16 protein-coding genes are annotated in these 16,513 nt (G+C 59.8%); 6 read left to right on the top strand and 10 right to left on the bottom strand.

Annotated features, from left to right (window positions below; translation table 11 throughout):
* Nucleotides 1-80: 80 nt before the first annotated feature.
* Entirely contained in the window at nucleotides 81-974 is an 894-nt protein-coding gene (locus ABLV04_RS09305) for a LysR substrate-binding domain-containing protein (protein WP_023290180.1), read from the top strand.
* Between the two features lie 5 nt (nucleotides 975-979).
* Here the strand turns inward: ABLV04_RS09305 and ABLV04_RS09300 are convergent, their stop codons facing one another.
* From ABLV04_RS09300 to ABLV04_RS09280, 5 genes are all read right to left on the bottom strand, one after another.
* Nucleotides 980-1,699, bottom strand: a complete 720-nt coding sequence (locus tag ABLV04_RS09300; RefSeq protein ID WP_023290181.1) for an ABC transporter ATP-binding protein — start codon at nucleotides 1,697-1,699, stop codon at nucleotides 980-982.
* Nucleotides 1,696-2,571 (bottom strand): ATP-binding cassette domain-containing protein, encoded by an 876-nt coding sequence (locus ABLV04_RS09295; RefSeq protein WP_044523916.1) that lies wholly within the window; start codon nucleotides 2,569-2,571, stop codon nucleotides 1,696-1,698. The genes ABLV04_RS09300 and ABLV04_RS09295 overlap by 4 nt, the downstream gene beginning before the upstream one ends.
* Complete coding sequence (gene livM / locus ABLV04_RS09290; protein WP_023290183.1) at nucleotides 2,568-3,854, bottom strand: high-affinity branched-chain amino acid ABC transporter permease LivM; 1,287 nt, start codon at nucleotides 3,852-3,854, stop codon at nucleotides 2,568-2,570. Before livM ends, ABLV04_RS09295 begins: the two co-directional genes overlap by 4 nt.
* Nucleotides 3,855-3,863: 9 nt before the next feature.
* A complete protein-coding gene (locus ABLV04_RS09285; RefSeq protein WP_023290184.1) occupies nucleotides 3,864-4,778 on the bottom strand; it encodes a branched-chain amino acid ABC transporter permease in 915 nt (304 codons plus the stop codon).
* 109 nt (nucleotides 4,779-4,887) lie between these two features.
* Nucleotides 4,888-5,946, bottom strand: coding sequence for a branched-chain amino acid ABC transporter substrate-binding protein (locus ABLV04_RS09280; RefSeq protein WP_075206763.1), 1,059 nt, complete (start codon nucleotides 5,944-5,946; stop codon nucleotides 4,888-4,890).
* 289 nt (nucleotides 5,947-6,235) lie between these two features.
* On the opposite strand from ABLV04_RS09280, the gene ABLV04_RS09275 reads away from it, so the two are divergent.
* Nucleotides 6,236-6,382, top strand: coding sequence for a hypothetical protein (locus ABLV04_RS09275; RefSeq protein ID WP_004225356.1), 147 nt, complete (start codon nucleotides 6,236-6,238; stop codon nucleotides 6,380-6,382).
* 51 nt (nucleotides 6,383-6,433) lie between these two features.
* Here the strand turns inward: ABLV04_RS09275 and pflB are convergent, their stop codons facing one another.
* The 5 genes from pflB to tdcA all read right to left on the bottom strand — a co-directional run bounded on the left by pflB (nucleotide 6,434) and on the right by tdcA (nucleotide 13,372).
* Nucleotides 6,434-8,728: a formate C-acetyltransferase gene (pflB, locus tag ABLV04_RS09270; RefSeq protein WP_147733389.1), complete on the bottom strand. Its 2,295-nt coding sequence runs from the start codon at nucleotides 8,726-8,728 to the stop codon at nucleotides 6,434-6,436.
* 29 nt (nucleotides 8,729-8,757) lie between these two features.
* Nucleotides 8,758-9,966 carry a propionate kinase gene (tdcD, locus tag ABLV04_RS09265; RefSeq protein WP_117135939.1) on the bottom strand — a complete coding sequence of 403 codons (1,209 nt, stop codon included), beginning with the start codon at nucleotides 9,964-9,966 and terminating at the stop codon, nucleotides 8,758-8,760.
* A 27-nt stretch (nucleotides 9,967-9,993) separates the two neighbouring features.
* Nucleotides 9,994-11,325, bottom strand: coding sequence for a threonine/serine transporter TdcC (gene tdcC / locus ABLV04_RS09260; RefSeq protein WP_180265585.1), 1,332 nt, complete (start codon nucleotides 11,323-11,325; stop codon nucleotides 9,994-9,996).
* A gap of 25 nt (nucleotides 11,326-11,350) precedes the next feature.
* Nucleotides 11,351-12,340, bottom strand: a complete 990-nt coding sequence (gene tdcB / locus ABLV04_RS09255; protein WP_023290189.1) for a bifunctional threonine ammonia-lyase/L-serine ammonia-lyase TdcB — start codon at nucleotides 12,338-12,340, stop codon at nucleotides 11,351-11,353.
* 93 nt (nucleotides 12,341-12,433) lie between these two features.
* Nucleotides 12,434-13,372 carry a transcriptional regulator TdcA gene (gene tdcA, locus ABLV04_RS09250; protein WP_032453338.1) on the bottom strand — a complete coding sequence of 313 codons (939 nt, stop codon included), beginning with the start codon at nucleotides 13,370-13,372 and terminating at the stop codon, nucleotides 12,434-12,436.
* A gap of 197 nt (nucleotides 13,373-13,569) precedes the next feature.
* On the opposite strand from tdcA, the gene ABLV04_RS09245 reads away from it, so the two are divergent.
* The 4 genes from ABLV04_RS09245 (at nucleotide 13,570) to ABLV04_RS09230 (ending at nucleotide 16,508) form a co-directional block, all read left to right on the top strand.
* Nucleotides 13,570-13,692, top strand: a complete 123-nt coding sequence (locus ABLV04_RS09245) for a hypothetical protein (RefSeq protein ID WP_218811005.1) — start codon at nucleotides 13,570-13,572, stop codon at nucleotides 13,690-13,692.
* Between the two features lie 437 nt (nucleotides 13,693-14,129).
* Entirely contained in the window at nucleotides 14,130-15,218 is a 1,089-nt protein-coding gene (locus ABLV04_RS09240) for an ABC transporter ATP-binding protein (protein WP_023290191.1), read from the top strand.
* Nucleotides 15,211-15,840, top strand: a complete 630-nt coding sequence (locus ABLV04_RS09235) for an ABC transporter permease subunit (RefSeq protein WP_117135938.1) — start codon at nucleotides 15,211-15,213, stop codon at nucleotides 15,838-15,840. The genes ABLV04_RS09240 and ABLV04_RS09235 overlap by 8 nt, the downstream gene beginning before the upstream one ends.
* Entirely contained in the window at nucleotides 15,840-16,508 is a 669-nt protein-coding gene (locus tag ABLV04_RS09230; RefSeq protein WP_072421522.1) for an ABC transporter permease, read from the top strand. The genes ABLV04_RS09235 and ABLV04_RS09230 overlap by 1 nt, the downstream gene beginning before the upstream one ends.
* The last annotated feature ends 5 nt before the right edge of the window (nucleotides 16,509-16,513 follow it).

Below are 16,513 nucleotides of genomic sequence, written 5' to 3'. Positions count from 1 at the left end.
GATAATTATGTTAATTGCATAGTTTCTATGCGCTATGCTAAAATTGCATAGCCTTTATTGCGTTTTTGAGGACTGGATCGGTGTTGGCAAATCTGGAAGTTAAATGGCTGTATGATGTGATTGCTCTCGAGGAGTCACGCAGCTTTACCCTGGCGGCCAAAGCCCGCAATATCTCCCAGTCCTCGTTCAGCCGACGCATCCAGTCGCTGGAGGCTTCCCTCGGATTCAGCATCTTCGACCGCAGCGCCAACCCCCTGCAGTTGACCAACCGCGGGAAAATTTTTGTCGGCTATGCGCGAAATATGCTCGACGACATGGATTTTCAGATCAGCCGAATTAAAGGTTTAAATAACACCACGCAGAAAATAAGAATCGACGCCGCCCCTTCGCTGTCGGTGTTATTGCTGCCGGAAATTATCGCCGGTTACACCGACCGTAAAAATAAGACTTTTCATGTTGAATCGATTAACGTCAACGACGCCGTATTTAACCTGAAAGAGGGTAAAAGCGATTTTATCCTCTCCTTCTATAATGAAGAATTAATGAACTATCCGTTTATTAATCATAAAATTTTTGATTCTTACCTGCACCTGGTCTCCCCCTGCGACGAACATGGCCGGCCGCTGTTTCATTTACATCGCGGCGTGCTGCCGCTGATGAAATACGCCAACGACAGCTATATGGGGCGCCAGGTGAACCAGGTCATCGACCGCACGCCGGAGATCACCTTCTCCCTCACCTTTGTCTCTTCCATGAGCGAGCTGCTCAAGCGCATGATCCTCAATGGCGACGGCGTGGGCTGGCTGCCGCAGTACTCCATTCAGCGCGAGCTGGACGAAGGGCGACTGACGATCCTCGATGAGAGCCTGTCGCTGCCGATCGGCGCCTGGCTCTACCGCTCCGGCTCGCGGCTTAACCAGGCCGCCGAACGTTTCTGGCAGCACATTAAAACCCGTAACCAACCGCGGGATTAACCCTCTCAGCCGCTGATCCCTAGATACGCCTTACGCACCTCCGGGTCGTTGAGCAGCGCCTGGCCGCTACCGCTCAGGCGGATCTGGCCGTTCACCATCACGTAGGCGCGGTCCGACAGGTTGAGGGCATGGCGGGCGTTCTGCTCCACCAGAAACAGCGTCATCCCCTGGGCCGTCAGCTCGCGCAGGATCTGAAATATCTGCTTCACCACCAGCGGCGCCAGTCCCAGGCTCGGCTCATCCAGCAGCAGCAGGCGCGGCCGGCTCATCAGCGCCCTGGCGATGGCCAGCATCTGCTGTTCGCCGCCGGAGAGGGTCATCGCCCGCTGTCCCCGCCGCTCTTCCAGCCGGGGGAACAGCTGGTACATCCGGGCCTTGTCCTCGGCCTGATAGCGGTTGCCAATGGCAATGGTCCCCATCAGCAGATTCTCCTCGACGGTCATATCGGGAAAGATGCGCCGCCCTTCCGGGGCCTGGGCGATGCCGTTGCTGGCGATAAAGTGGGTCGATTTCCGGCTGATCGCCTCCCCGCGATAGAAAATCTCCCCGCCGGCAATACGCGGCTGCCCGAAGACCGACATCAACAGCGTCGATTTACCCGCGCCGTTGGCGCCGATCAGCGCCACCGTCTCCCCCTCGTTGACGGTCAGGGAGACCTGCTTCAGGGCCTGGATCGGCCCGTAGAAGACATCCACCTCATCAAAGGCAAGCAGTGGCTGGCTCATCGGCGCGTCTCCTCTTCCTCAGCGCCAAGATAGGCGGCAATCACGCTGGCGTTGGCCTGAATCGCCTGCGGCGCGCCGCGGGCGATGACGTCCCCGTGATCGAGGACGATGATATGATCCGAAATCTCCATCACCATCCCCATATCATGTTCGATCAATAGCACCGTGATGCCGTGCTGCTGGCGCAGAAAGCGGATGATCCGGCTCAGCGCCTGGGTTTCAACCGGGTTGAGTCCGGCCGCCGGCTCGTCCAGACAGATCATCTCCGGACGGGTACACATGGCGCGGGCGATCTCCAGCCGCCGCTGCTGTCCGTAGGAAAGCGTTCCCGCCAGACGGTTGGCGCAGTCCACCATCTCCACCACCTCCAGCCAGTAAAACGCGCGATCCAGCGCCTGACTTTCCGCCTGCCGATAGCCGCGGGTGTTGAGGATCCCGGCCAGCAGATGGCGGTTGACCTGGGTATGCTGGGCCACCAGCAGGTTCTCAATCACCGACATCTCGCGGAACAGGCGAATATTCTGGAAGGTGCGGGCCAGACCGGCGCGGTTCACCAGATGGGTGCCGCCGAACATCTTGTAATAGATCCGCCGCCCCAGCTGCGCCGGGTGGAGGAAATCGTCCGGGTGAAGCTTTTGCCCCAGCACCTGAATGACGTCGGTGACCTTTTCCCGCGCCCGTAGCACGATACTCCCCCCCGTCGCCCGGTAAAAGCCGGTCAGGCAGTTAAACACCGTGGTCTTGCCCGCGCCGTTGGGGCCGATCAGGGCGGTGATCGACCCCCGCTCCACCTCCAGATTGACGTCATTCAGCGCTTTGATGCCGCCGAAATGCATCATCAGATGCTCAACGCGTAAGATGCTGTCGCTCATGGCGCGACTCCTTTTCGCAACGCGACCCCGCTGCGGCTGGTGCGCACCAGGCCGCGCGGCCGCCAGATCATCATCAGCACCATCAGCACGCCAAACAGCAGCACGCGATATTCGTCAAACCCGCGCAGCAGCTCCGGGGTGACCGTCAGGACAAACGCCGCCAGCACCACCCCAAGGGTGGAGCCCATTCCCCCCAGCACCACAATCGCCAGGATCAGCGCCGACTCAAAAAAGGTGAACGACGTCGGATTAACAAATCCCTGATAGCTGGCGAAGAACACTCCGGCGATGCCGGCGGTCGACGCGCCGAGCATGAACGCCGAGAGCTTGACCAGCACATGGTTGAGCCCCATCGCCCGACAGGCGATCTCATCCTCGCGCAGCGCCTCCCAGGCGCGGCCGATGGGCATCCGCGTCAGGCGATGCTTCACCAGCAGCACCAGTATCACCACCATGCACAGCACGGCGTAGAGGAAGATGAATTTCAGGTTGGGGTTGTAACTGACGTGGAAGAACTCATGGATAGGGATACCGCCATCCTTTGCCCGGCGGGTAAATTCGAGGCCAAACAGCGTCGGGGACGGCACCGGGACGCCGTTGGGGCCGCCGGTGAAGCTCACCCAGTTGTTAAGCACCAGGCGAATGATTTCGCCAAAGCCGAGGGTGACGATGGCCAGATAGTCGCCGTGCATGCGCAGCACCGGAAAGCCCAGCAACGCCCCGGCGAGGGCCGCCATCACCGCCCCCAGCGGCAGCATCGCCCAGAAGCCGAGGCCCAGGTACTGGTAGCCCAGCGCCAGGCCGTAGGCGCCGATAGCATAGAACGCCACATAGCCCAGATCGAGCAGCCCCGCGAGACCCACCACGATATTCAGCCCCAAACCGAGCAGGACGTAGATCAGCCCGAGGATCGCCACGGTCAGCAGGTATTTGCTGGCGAGAAACGGAAAGGCGATAGCCAGGCCCACCAGCAGCGGCATTATCCAGCGCAGCCGCGAGCGGTAGCCCGGGGGCCGGACGTACACCCCGTCATCCGCCCCCTCAAAGCGGGCAACCAAGGCCTTGCCCCGCCGGCTCTGCAGCAGCAGGCTGAGCGCCAGTCTGCCGGCCATCACCACCGCCACCAGGATCGCCACCCGTGCGGGCGCGAGGGTAAAGCCATAGCCTTTGAGCACCACGCCGACGATCGGGCCAAAGACAATTAACGCGCAAAGACCGGCCAGCACGCTGTCGATCAGCGCGCTTTTGATATCCCGCGCAGGCTGGCGCGTCAGTTCACCCATAGAGCCCCCTCAGACCTTGGCCACCAGCGGACGACCCAGCAGCCCCTGCGGGCGAAAAATCAGGATCGCCACCAGCAGCGCAAAGGAAAAAACGTCTTTGTAATCCGAATTCACCATTCCGGCGAACTGCGCCTCGGCCACCCCGAGCAGCAGTCCGCCCAGCATCGCGCCAGGCAGCGAGCCAATCCCGCCCAATACCGCGGCGGTGAAGGCTTTGATGCCGATAATAAATCCGATGTAGAAGTCGAAGGTGCCGTAGTTCATGGTCACCAGCACCCCGGCCAGGCCGGCCATCGCCGCGCCGATAACAAACACCAGGGAGATCACCCGGTCGGTATTGATGCCGAGGATCGCCGCCATGCGCCGGTCCTGCTGGGTGGCGCGGCAGATGCGCCCCAGCCGGGTGTACTGGATAATCCAGGTCAGGATCAGCATCCCCACCAGCGCGGCGACGAGAATAAACACCTTGGTCCAGGTGATCTGCACTACCCCATCGCCCACCGTCATACGCAGCGCGCCGCTGAGCAGCGTCGGGATCCCCTGCTGGTTTGGCCCCTGGCTCAGCTGAACATAGTTCTGCAGGATCAGCGACATTCCAATAGCCGAGATCAGCGGCGCCAGGCGCGTCGAGTTGCGCAGCGGCCGGTAGGCGATGCGCTCGATCGCCCAACCGTACACGCCGGTGACCACAATGGTGAATACCAGGGTGGCGAAAATCAGCAGCGGAAACGAATGGATCCCGAAGAAGGAGAGCAGCGCCAGGCCGATGGCGCACAGGTAGGCGGAGACCATATACACCTCGCCGTGGGCGAAGTTGATCATGCCGATGATCCCATACACCATGGTGTAGCCGATGGCGATTAAGCCGTACACCGCGCCCAGCGTCAGCCCATTGATCAATTGTTGCAGAAAAAACGCCGTCATAGCCCCTCCAGCCGCCAGGCCGACGGCCGCCGGGATCGGTACCCGGTCGACCGCCGTCGTGAGACGATTAGCCAATCAAAACAACGGATAGTTACTGGGTGGTAGCCGATCAGAGCTGGTGATATTTGCCCTTGTCGTCCCACTGATAGACCACATAGTCCGACACCTTGAGGTCGCCTTTGCCATCCCAGCCTTTTTTGCCCATCACCGTCTCGACGTCGTGGCTCTTCAGCCAGTCGCTGGCTTTGGCGTTATCGGTGCCGACGGCGTTCCAGGCGGCGGCGATAGCCTGAATAGAGGCATAGGCGTAGAGGGTATAGCCTTCCGGCTCAAAGCCGCTGGCGCGGAACTTCTCGATCACCGCTTTGCCTTCCGGGAGGGTGCGCGGGTCCTGACCAAAGGTCATCAGCACGCCGTTGGTGAACTGCGGCCCGCCGGCGGCCGTCACCAGCTCCTCGGTGACAATACAGTCGCCGGAGAAGAATTTCGCCTGCACTCCCTGCTCGCGCATCTGGCGCACCAGCGGGCCCGCCTCAGGGTGGCAGCCGCCAAAATAGACCACGTCCGGCTTGAGGGCGCCGATCTTGGTCACCAGGGCGTTAAAGTCTTTTTCACCGCGGGAGAGGCCTTCGTACAACACTTCTTTGGTGCCCCGCTTCGCCAGCGCCGCGCGGGTGGCATCGGCCAGCCCCTGGCCATAGGTGTCTTTATCGTGGATGACGGCAATTTTCTTCGCCTTCAGCACGTCCAGCATATAGTTGGCGGCAATCGCCCCCTGCTGATCGTCGCGGCCGCACATGCGGAAGAGATCCTTCATGCCGCGCTCGGTGATCTGCGGATTGGTGGAGCCGGGGGTAATGGTCAGAATCCCGGCTTCGTCATACACCTCGGAGGCCGGCATCGTTGAGGAAGAGCAAAAATGCCCCACCACGGCGGAGACTTTCGCTTCGTCCACCAGCCGGTTGGCCACCGCTACCGCCTGTTTCGGTTCGCACGCGTCATCCCCCTGCACCAGCACAATCTTTTCGCCTTTGATGCCGCCGGCGGCATTGATATCAGCCACCGCCTGCGAGGCCCCCTTCCAGTACTGGGCGCCGTAGGTAGCGTTGGGGCCGGTGAAGGGCCCGGCGACGCCGATCTTCACGTCAGCCTGGGCGTAAAAGGCCATGCTCATACAACCTGCTATCACAACATGAAGCGTCATTGTTTTCAGTTTCAAAGACATTCGGATATTCCTCAGCGATTTAGAGCCTGGCGTCATGGAATGACGCAGAAAATATCACTTACCGTGTGGTACCGACGCAGGCGCAGCGCCAGGACGGCCAGGGTGGAAGAAGCAAAAATCCCGCCAGGTAGAGAGATCGCGCCGGAGAGCGGACGCCCCGGTCGGTGCGCACGCGACGACAACCCGTGCCGCATCCGGCAAGGGCGCATTCCCTTTCAGGTCAGGAGATCGGTTGCCATCACGTGGCGAGCCGGACAACGCGGTATCCGTACCGGCCCGTGAGCTAAACATAGATGCAGTTAGCGGTCGCTGCGCGCCAGCGTGGTGCAAAAATGCGAATATGATCAACAGTGGTGATTATTTTGTTGCGGTAATGTGAAGATGATAACAGGAGAGCCCGTTAAGGGCTCCCCTGTGGCCCGGCGGCCGCTCAGAGCTGGCTGGTGAACGTTCGCGAGATCACATCCTGCTGCTGCTCGCGGGTTAGCGCGTTAAAGCGGACCGCATAGCCGGAGACGCGGATCGTCAGATTCGGATACTGCTCCGGATGTTCTATCGCATCGAGCAGCTTTTCCCGGTTCAGTACATTGACGTTGAGGTGCTGTCCCCCCTCCACCATCTCCTCGTGATGGAAGTAGCCGTCCAGCAGCCCCACCAGGTTGTTTTCCTGCGCCGACGGCGCTTTGCCGAGGGCCGCCGGCACGATGGAGAAGGTGTACGAGATGCCATCTTTGGCGTAGGTAAACGGCAGTTTCGCCACCGAGGTCAGCGACGCCACCGCCCCTTTGCGGTCGCGGCCATGCATCGGATTGGCCCCCGGGGCGAACGGCGTCCCCGCCCGACGTCCGTCCGGCGTGTTGCCGGTTTTCTGCCCGTACACCACGTTGGAGGTAATGGTCAGGATCGACTGGGTCGGCACCGCCTGGCGCCAGGTGGGCAGCGCCTGAATTTTGCGCATAAAGCGCTCCACCAGGTCGCAGGCGATGGCATCGACGCGATCGTCGTTGTTGCCATATTGCGGATAATCCCCCTCAATGACAAAGTCCACCGCCAGCCCGTGATGGTCACGCACCGGCTTCACCCGGGCGTACTTTATCGCCGACAGCGAATCCGCCGCCACCGACAGGCCGGCGATGCCGCAGGCCATCGTGCGGTAAACGTCGCGGTCGTGCAGGGCCATCAGCGCCGCTTCGTAACTGTACTTATCATGCATGCAGTGGATGATGTTCAGCGCGCTGATGTACTGCACCGCCAGCCAGTCCATAAAGTGGTCGAGGCTGGCCATCACGCTGTCGTAGTCCAGCACCTCATCGCGCAGCGGCGCGGTTTTCGGCCCCACCTGGATCTTCAGTTTCTCATCCACCCCGCCGTTAATCGCGTAGAGCAGCGTTTTGGCGAGATTGGCGCGGGCGCCGAAGAACTGCATCTGCTTGCCGATCACCATCGGGCTGACGCAGCAGGCGATGGCGTAGTCGTCACTGTGAAAATCGCTGCGCATCAGATCGTCGTTCTCATACTGCAGCGACGAGGTGGCGATAGAGACCCGGGCGGCGTATTTTTTAAACGCCACCGGCAGCGCCTGCGACCAGAGCACGGTCAGGTTCGGCTCCGGCGCCGGCCCCATGGTGTGCAGGGTATGCAGGTAACGGAAGGTAGTTTTACTGACCAGGGTGCGGCCATCCAGCCCCATACCGCCCAGGACTTCCGTCGCCCAGATGGGATCCCCGGAGAACAGCGAGTCAAATTCCGGGGTACGCAGGAAACGCACCATGCGGATCTTCATGATGAAGTGGTCAATCAGCTCCTGGGCCTGCTCCTCATTGAGTAAACCGGCGCGCAGATCGCGTTCAATATAGATATCGAGGAAGGTGGCCGTGCGTCCCAGCGACATGGCGCCGCCGTTCTGCGACTTCACCGCCGCCAGGTAGGCGAAGTAGAGCCACTGCACCGCCTCCCGGGCGGTGCGCGCCGGGTGGGAGATATCGCAGCCGTAACGGGCCGCCATCTCCTGCATCTGCTGCAGCGCGCGCCGCTGTTCGGCCAGCTCTTCGCGCAGGCGCAGGGTGGACTCCAGCGCCTCGCCGCGTTCAAGGGCCGGCTGTAGGTCGGCAAACTGCAGCTCACGTTCGCGGACCAGATAGCGAATGCCGTACAGCGCCACGCGGCGGTAATCGCCGATGATCCGTCCGCGACCGTAGCCGTCCGGTAGCCCGGTCAGCACCCCGGACTTACGGCAGCGCAGCATATCCGGGGAATAGACGTCAAATACGCCCTGATTGTGGGTCTTGCGCAGCGCCGTAAACTGATACTCAAAATCGGGGTCCATTTCGCGGCCATAGGCCTCGAAGGCGCTTTTGATCATATTGATGCCGCCAAAGGGATGCAGGGCGCGCTTCAGCGGCCGGTCCGTTTGCAGGCCGACGATCTTTTCCAGCGGCTGGTTGATATAGCCCGCCGCGTGGGCGGTGATGCTGGTGGCGACATTGGTGTCGAAATCCACCGGCGCATGGGTGGCGTTCTCGACGCGGATCCCGGCCATCACCTGCTCCCAGAGGGCGGTGGTGGCCGGCGTCGCGTCGGCGAGGAAGGACTCATCGCCCTCGTAAGGGGTGTAGTTATGCTGAATAAAGTCGCGAACGTTAATCTGCGTTTGCCACGCCGTCCCGCGAAAGCCCTGCCAGGCGTCGGCGTATCGTGCGTCGTGGGTGTCGATATCTACTTTCATGAACATCGTCTCTCTACAGAATAAAAAAATCAGGCCAGCGCCGCCGCGGTGTGGATCCGGCCTAAGCGGATCGCATCGAGGGCAATCATGCGCTCTTCATTGGTGGGGATAACCGCGCAGCGCACCCGGCTGCCGTCGGCGGAGATCAGGCGCTCGCCGGCCGAATTAGGCTGCTGGTTGCGGGCAGCGTCCATCTCAAGGCCAAAGACCGCCAGCCGCTCGCTCACCAGCCGACGGATCAGCACCGAGTTTTCGCCAATCCCACCGGTGAAAATAATGCCGTCGAGCCGCTGCAGCGCGGCGGCGTGGCCGGCGATATGGCGGGCGATGCGATGGACGAAGGTTTTGATCGCCAGGCGGGCGCGGGCATGGCCCTCATGCCAGGCCTGCTCCAGTACCCGCAGGTCGGAGGAAAGGCCGGAGATCCCCAGCAGGCCGGAGGCGGTGTTGGCCACCCGCTCCAGGTCACTGAAGGTCTGCCGGGTTTCCGCGGCAATCCACGCCATGGCGCCGAAGTCGACATCGCCGCTGCGGGTGCCCATCATCAGCCCCTCCAGCGGCGTCATCCCCATCGAGGTGTCCACGCTGCGGCCGTTGCGCACCGCGCAGACCGAGGCGCCATTGCCCAGGTGGACGATCACCAGACCGTTCTCCTGCTCCGGCAACCCGAGCAGCGCCAGGGCGCGCCGGGAGACATAGCGGTGCGAGGTTCCGTGGAAGCCATAGCGGCGCACCCCGAGATTCTGGTAATACTCCCACGGCAGACCATAGAGAAAAGCTTCCGGGGCCAGGGTCTGGTGAAAGCTGGTATCAAAGACCGCCACCTGCATCACCTCCGGGAACAGCCGCTGCGCCGAGGCGATGCCGCTGAGGCTGGCGTAGTTATGCAGGGGGGCCAGGGAGGACACCTGGCGAATATTGTCGATAACCTCCTCGCTGATAATGACCGACTCGGTGAAGAGGTCGCCGCCGTGGGCGACGCGGTGGCCAATCAGGGCCACGCTGCCGATGAGGTCGCGTTGGGCTAATGCCCCGGCAATCGCCTGGAGGGCGCCTTCGTAGCCGCGCGGCGCCAGCGCCACCGGTTTGCCACCGTTAAGCGAGAGAGACGCCTGGTCTGCGTTGATGCCCTCGGCCACGCCGTTGAGCAGGCAGTCGCAGCTGGCGGCGTCCAGCACGGAAAATTTGATCGACGACGAGCCGCAGTTGATCACCAGAACTACCGGAAATTCAGTCATGTTGTACTCCGCGTGGCCTGAGCCGGATTAGAACAGTTTGTAAACGATGTTGAGGATGGTCAGCAGACCAATAGCGGTCACAAAGAGGTTGTCGAGACGGCCACGGTATTTGGCCAGCGAAGGCGCTTTACGAATGGCGTACATCGGCAGCAGGCACAGCAGCGAGGCGATAATCGGCGCGCCCATGGCCTCAATCAGGTCGAGGATATTGGGGTTGGCATAGGCCACCACCCAGGTCGAGCCCATGATGAACACCATGCTCAGGGTATTGAGCTTGCCGCTGGAGACGCGGGTTTTATCCCCTTTATAGCCGAAGCGCAGGATCAGCCCGTTCAGCCCCTCGAGGGTGCCGAGATAGTGGCCGAAGAACGATTTGAAGATGGCCACCAGGGCGATAATCGACGCGCCATATTCCAGCAGGGTGGCAAAGGTGGATTTAGTGCCCGACATCGAGGCAAAGTGATTCGCCAGATAGGAGAGCACCGGGATATTCTGCGCCTTGGCGTCCGCCATGTTCTGCGGCGAGAGGGTAAACAGGCAGCTGAAGGCGAAGAACATCACCACCGCCACCATCAGCATGCTGGCCCGGGAGATAATCTGCGAACATTTTTGTTCGGTGTACTCCCGGCCAAACTGCGCTTCATACTCTTCGCGTTTGGAGACCACAAACGAGGAGACGATCGGCGAGAAGTTGAAGGAGAACACCATAATGGAGATGCCCAGCCATACTGTCACCAGAATGCCGTCGTGACCGGTTAAGGCGATATCGCTGAGGTTCACCTGATCAATCACCGCGCTATTCCAGTAAGGGATCAGAGACAGGGAGATCACCACCAGGCTGGCGATAAACGGCCACACCAGATAGCTCATCACCTTGACCATCAGGTCTTTGCCAAACCAGATGACAAACGCCATCAGCAGCAGCAGGAGCAGCGCCACCACTCCGCGGTTGAGGGCCGGCATCTGCAGCTGGTTCTCCCAGAAGGTCATGAAGGTATTGGTGATCGTCACGCCATAAATCCACAGCAGCGGGCAGATGGCGAAGAAGTACAGAAAGGTGATCACCACCCCGCCGGTTTTGCCAAAATGCTCTTCCACCGTTTCGGTGATATTGCCGGAGGGGTTAGCCCCCGACAGGCACAGCCGCGCCAGCGCCCGGTGGCAATAGAAGGCGATGGGATAGGCCAGCACCAGCATCCCCAGGATCGGGATCAGCCCGCCGAAGCCGGCGCGGATAGGGAAAAACAGCACCCCGGCGCCGATGGCGGTACCAAACAGGCCCAGGGTCCAGGTGGTGTCGGATTTACGCCAGGACGAAAGGCTTGTCTGGCTGGATGCAATGCTCTCAGTCGTACTCATATCCTGTCCTCACTTATGTATTGAATTAAGCGTCAACAAAACCGGTAATTTGCGATACCCGCGAGAGATCGATATTGCCGCCGGAAATCAGGCTGACCGTTTTGCGGTTCTGGATATAGCTGTCTAATTTGCCGCTTAATAACGCGGCGCAGGCCAACGCTCCGGCCCCTTCGGTGATCACTTTATTGCGCTGAATTAAGGCGACCATGCTCTGGCGAATGTCGTCCTCACTGACGAGGACGATGTCATCCACCAGCTGGCGGGCGATTTCATAGGTCAGTTTCCCCGGGCGGGCGACATCGCAGCCATCGGCTAAAGTGCCGGCGTGGCGATGGCTGGTGATCTCTCCGGCGTACCAGGAGGCGGCCATACCGTGAACATTCTCCGACTGCACGCCGATAATACGGATCGTCGGGTTAATGGATTTAATCGCAATCGCGATGCCGGCAATTAAGCCACCGCCGCCAATCGGCACGATGACATTATCCACGTCATACAGATCTTCTAATATTTCGAGACCGATGGTGCCCTGCCCGGCAATAACCTGCGGGTCGTCATAGGGGGGAATAAAGATACGGCCCTCAAGTTCAACAATATCGCTGGCTTTGGCGAGGGTATCGTTAAAATTATCGCCATGCAGCACCACCTCCGCTGAATAATCGCAGGTGGCGGCGACTTTCGATTTCGGCGCCCCTTTCGGCATCACCACTTTCCCGTCAATGCCGAGCATGGCGCAGGAGAGCGAGACGCCCTGGGCGTGGTTGCCCGCTGAGCAGGCCACCACCCCTTTGCGTTTTTCCGCCGCGGTTAAGCCGCAGAGCTTATTAAAGGCGCCGCGAATTTTAAATGAACCCGTGCGCTGCATATTTTCGAATTTAAGAAATATTTCACCCTTACAGCGTTCGCTAAAATAATTCGACCGCGGCATACCCGTTTTATATATTTTTCCTGCCAGGCGTTGCTTCGCTTCGAGAATATCGTCAATGGATACCGGAAGATCGTAGGTAATATGCATTATGGCCTCTGTATCTTAATATAAAGTCAATGACCGGGCGTCATCCTGCTGACAACAGCGAGGATGGTTGTTGGATTATTTAATTAATATCAGTCAGGCAATTTCTATTGGCTGCCAGTGGCGGTTGCCCTGCCCCGATGAATACTGTTTCGCCATCTCCACCAGCGACGCCGCCGCGGTTTTCAGCCGATAATTTTTCGACCACACCGCCGCATAGCGCGCCACCGGCAAGGCCTCTTTAATGGGGATGGTGACAAACTGGCTCGAGCCGAACGGCGTGGTCATGTCGCAGGGAATGACCGTCAAAAAATCGGCATTGAGCACCAGGTTATAGATCGTCACCACCGAATCGGTATTGACGATATTTTCACGGCGGATGCCGCTGCGCTGCAGGGTGGTCAGCAGTTCGCTGTAGTAGCCCATATTGGTCTCCGGCAGCACCCACTGCTCGTGCTGGAGCGAGGCCAGGCGGACGGTGCCGTTGCCGATCCGCGCCCGGTTCGCCACCAGCACAAACTCAGACTCAAACAGCGGCTCGACGTGCAGGTCCTGCAGCTTCATCTCATCGCTCAGCGTCCCGATGGCGAAGTCGAGGCGCCCGTCGCGGATCGCCGGCAAGAAGGCAGAGAGCTGCGCCTCATACATCGATACCCGCGCCTTGGGGAAGGTCATTTTGAACTGATGCACCATCTCCGACATAAAGGTAAACCCCACCAGCGAGGGAAAACCAAAGGAGACATCCACCACCGTGCTGTTGGTCAACGCATTCATTTCATTGACCATATTTTTCATTTCCCGGGTGATCGCCTCTGACCAGTTCAGAAATACCTGCCCGGCCTCGGTGAGCGAGACGCCGGTATTTCGCCGGACGATTAATTCGCTGCCAAAATAGCTTTCCATGTCGCCAATGATTTTACTGACCGCCGGCTGTGTGAGTCCTAACGCTTTTGCTCCGGCCCCGATAGACCCGCTGCGGATCACTTCCTGGAAAACCACCAGATGCTGAGTTTTAGGCAGAGAAAAAGTATTCATCACGTCTCGCTTTCATTCCTTTGTTGACGGCGGAAAGTGTAACAAATCGCGATTAGCGGGTTATGTGAGAGCTCTCACAAAGGCTCCGCCGTGGCCGATTAGCAGGATTCACCATCCGGAATAATCCATTTAAAATCAATTCATTAAAATCATTACGAACGTTGTTTTCGCGTTTTTTGTCGTAACCGAATGCGGGGATAAAAATAATTGATGGCGATAACATCGACGGCAAAATGGCGATAAAAAATACGCTTTTTGTACGCTATTTGACCCGCGCCGTCAGGGCGATAAAAAAGGCGAAAATTAAATTAATGCTGTAAAGAATAAAAAGCGGACATAATCAACGCCATTATTTAACGACAAGTCGGTTTGGCATCACATTTTATCGGCGGCGGGCGGGAAAAAGGCGCAGGCATTATTTACATCAAAGAAACATTAAATTCACAATCTTGTTTTTCTTGTGCGGCGGAGGGGGCGGCTTTTTCCGCCATATCGCAGGCGGTCATACTTTGATTAAAATCAACCCTGGCAATTTATCTTTTGCGGCGCCTGGCAGGCAGTCATTTGTGTTGCCGATCACAAATCCATAAAACAACCTCCCGGCCTCTCTTCCACCGCAACTGATTAACCAGCTTTTCACTATGCAAATGCAAATAACGTATTTGCCCTCCCCGCAGGCGCTCTGTAGTTTGAGCCAGGATCCCGGCGCCACTTTTTCCGGGTCAGGACTTTATTATTCAGAGTGTTGAATTCCGCCATGATAAAATTAGCGCATCTTTTCAAAACCTATTCAGGCAGCGCCCAGCCGGCCATTCGCGACCTCAGTCTGGATATTGATCATGGCGAATTCTGCACTTTCGTCGGCCCGAGCGGCTGCGGAAAAACCACCATCCTGCGCATGATCAACCAGCTGGATATTCCCGACAGCGGCGACGTCTATATTCAGGGCGTCCGCCTCGCTGACGCTGATATTATCCAGGTCCGCCGCCAGATCGGCTTCGTGATGCAAAGCGCCGCGCTCTTTCCCCATCGTACCGTGGCGCAAAATATCGCCACTGTGCCGCGGCTGGCGGGCTGGAGCAAAGCGCGCATCAACGCGCGCATTGAGGAACTGGTAGCGCTGATGTCGCTCGACAGCCATCTGCTGCACCGCTATCCGCATCAGCTCTCCGGCGGCCAGCAGGGACGCGTGGCCATCGCCCGCGCCATCGCCGCCGATCCGCCGATTTTACTGATGGATGAGCCCTTCGCCGCCATCGACCCGGTGGTCCGTGAACGCCTCCAGGACGAGCTGTTGCTGTTGCAGCAGCGGCTGCAGAAAACCATTGTATTAGTGACCCACGACATCAATGAAGCGATCCGCCTCGGCGATAAAATCGCCATTTTCCAGGAAGGCGGCGTGCTGGCGCAGTTTGATACCCCCGACCGTATTCTGGCCCACCCGGCGAGCGAGTTCGTGCGCCGCTTTATCGGCCCGGAGCCCAATCTGAAACGGCTGGGTATGATTCAGGTCGGCCAGCTGCCGCGTCACGATGTCCCCCTGCTCGACGAAGCGCTGACGCCGATCGCCAGCGCCCATCCACCGCTGGCCAGCCCGCTGCGCCTGGTGCTTGACCGCCAGCGACGTCCACTGCACTGGTTCGATCCGCAACACGGTCTCACCCTGCCGGTGGAGCGCCCTCTCGCCAGCAGCCACAGCCTGCGTTTCGCCTACAGCGCGCTGCTCGACGTGGCGACCGGCGTGCTGGTGCATGTGGATAGCGAAGGACAATACCAGGGGGCGGTGTCCCACGCCCTGCTGCAGCAGGTGCTCGACGGCGCGGTGGGGGTGAGACCTCATGATTGACTGGGGCTGGGTTATCGATAACCGCGCGATGATCGGCGATCTTCTCTGGCAGCATGCGCGGATGGTCCTGCTGGCGCTATTTTTCGGCTCCCTGCTCACCGGCGGCCTGTTAGCCATTACCCTGCGCTGGCCCGCGACGGCGCAGCCGCTCATCACCCTCTGCGGCGTGCTGTTTACCATTCCCTCACTGGCGCTGTTTATTTTATTGCTGCCGTTTACCGGGCTGTCGCTGACCACCTCGCTGATTGGCCTGACGCTGTACTCGCTGTTGATCCTGCTGCGTAACGTGCTGGCCGGCATGGAGAAGCTGCCGCAGGCGGCGCTGGAGTCGGCGCGGGCGCTCGGCTACACCCGCGGTTTCCGCTTCTTCGATATCGAGCTGTGGCTGCTGCTGCCCTCTCTGTTTGCCGGGCTGCGCATTGCCTCGGTGACGCTGGTCGGCCTGATCACTGTCACCGCGCTGATCGGTCAGGGCGGGCTCGGGCAGTTGCTGATGGCGGGCTTTAATCAGGACTTTCTGACACCGATTGTCGTCAGCCTGGTCCTCAGTCTTGTACTTTCGCTGGTCTTTGACGGGCTGATTGCCCGTCTCGGCGACTGGCTAACGCCGTGGACGAAATGATGACGCTGCTTCTCGCCACCTTTCACTGGTTAACCCAGCCGGAGCACTGGCTGGGCGACGATGGCATCCTGCTGCGCCTGGGCCAACACCTTTATTACGTGCTGGTCAGCATGGCCGTTGCCTGCGCCATTGCCCTGCCGCTCGGCATCGCCCTGGGTTACTGGCGCAAAGGCGCCTTCGTGGTGATCAACCTGTTTAATCTTGGCCGCGCCATCCCTTCGTTAGGGCTGATTTTATTATGCATCATCGTTTTTGGCTTTAACGATATCCCGGTGCTGGCGGCGCTTATCGCGCTTTCTATTCCGCCCATTCTCACTAACACCTGGGTGGGGATTTATCACGCCGACCGCCCGCTGTGCGATGCGGCCATCGCGCTGGGCATGACCCCATGGCAAAGCCTGTGGCAGCTGCGGATCCCGCTGGCGGCGCCGCTGATCCTCGCCGGGATGCGCACCGCGCTGGTCCAGCTTATCGCCACGGCGGTAGTCGCAGCCTATGCCGGCCTGGGCGGGCTGGGACGTTTTCTGATCGATGGCCTCGGGCAGCGGGATATCCCGCAGGTGATCGGCGGCTCGCTGGTGGTTTCCCTGCTGGCGATAGGCGGCGAACTGCTTTTCGCCCGCTGCGCCGGATGCCTGACCCACCGCCGAATTGCCGCGCCTTATTAGCGTGT

The sequence above is a fragment of the Klebsiella sp. JN_Kp127 genome, assembly GCF_040062505.1.
GTDB lineage: Bacteria > Pseudomonadota > Gammaproteobacteria > Enterobacterales > Enterobacteriaceae > Klebsiella > Klebsiella quasipneumoniae.
Note: the sequence above shows the minus strand (reverse complement) of the source record. Positions and strands in the feature narration are given on the sequence as shown.

Coding starts and splice junctions, on each gene's coding strand:
- pflB (WP_147733389.1), bottom strand. CDS start 8,728: ATGAAAGTAGATATCGACACCCACGACGCACGATACGCCGACGCCTGG.
- tdcD (WP_117135939.1), bottom strand. CDS start 9,966: ATGACTGAATTTCCGGTAGTTCTGGTGATCAACTGCGGCTCGTCGTCG.
- ABLV04_RS09285 (WP_023290184.1), bottom strand. CDS start 4,778: ATGACGGCGTTTTTTCTGCAACAATTGATCAATGGGCTGACGCTGGGC.
- ABLV04_RS09280 (WP_075206763.1), bottom strand. CDS start 5,946: ATGGCCTTTTACGCCCAGGCTGACGTGAAGATCGGCGTCGCCGGGCCC.
- tdcB (WP_023290189.1), bottom strand. CDS start 12,340: ATGCATATTACCTACGATCTTCCGGTATCCATTGACGATATTCTCGAA.
- ABLV04_RS09235 (WP_117135938.1), top strand. CDS start 15,211: ATGATTGACTGGGGCTGGGTTATCGATAACCGCGCGATGATCGGCGAT.
- ABLV04_RS09300 (WP_023290181.1), bottom strand. CDS start 1,699: ATGAGCCAGCCACTGCTTGCCTTTGATGAGGTGGATGTCTTCTACGGG.
- ABLV04_RS09295 (WP_044523916.1), bottom strand. CDS start 2,571: ATGAGCGACAGCATCTTACGCGTTGAGCATCTGATGATGCATTTCGGC.
- tdcC (WP_180265585.1), bottom strand. CDS start 11,325: ATGAGTACGACTGAGAGCATTGCATCCAGCCAGACAAGCCTTTCGTCC.
- livM (WP_023290183.1), bottom strand. CDS start 3,854: ATGGGTGAACTGACGCGCCAGCCTGCGCGGGATATCAAAAGCGCGCTG.
- tdcA (WP_032453338.1), bottom strand. CDS start 13,372: ATGAATACTTTTTCTCTGCCTAAAACTCAGCATCTGGTGGTTTTCCAG.
- ABLV04_RS09240 (WP_023290191.1), top strand. CDS start 14,130: ATGATAAAATTAGCGCATCTTTTCAAAACCTATTCAGGCAGCGCCCAG.
- ABLV04_RS09230 (WP_072421522.1), top strand. CDS start 15,840: ATGACGCTGCTTCTCGCCACCTTTCACTGGTTAACCCAGCCGGAGCAC.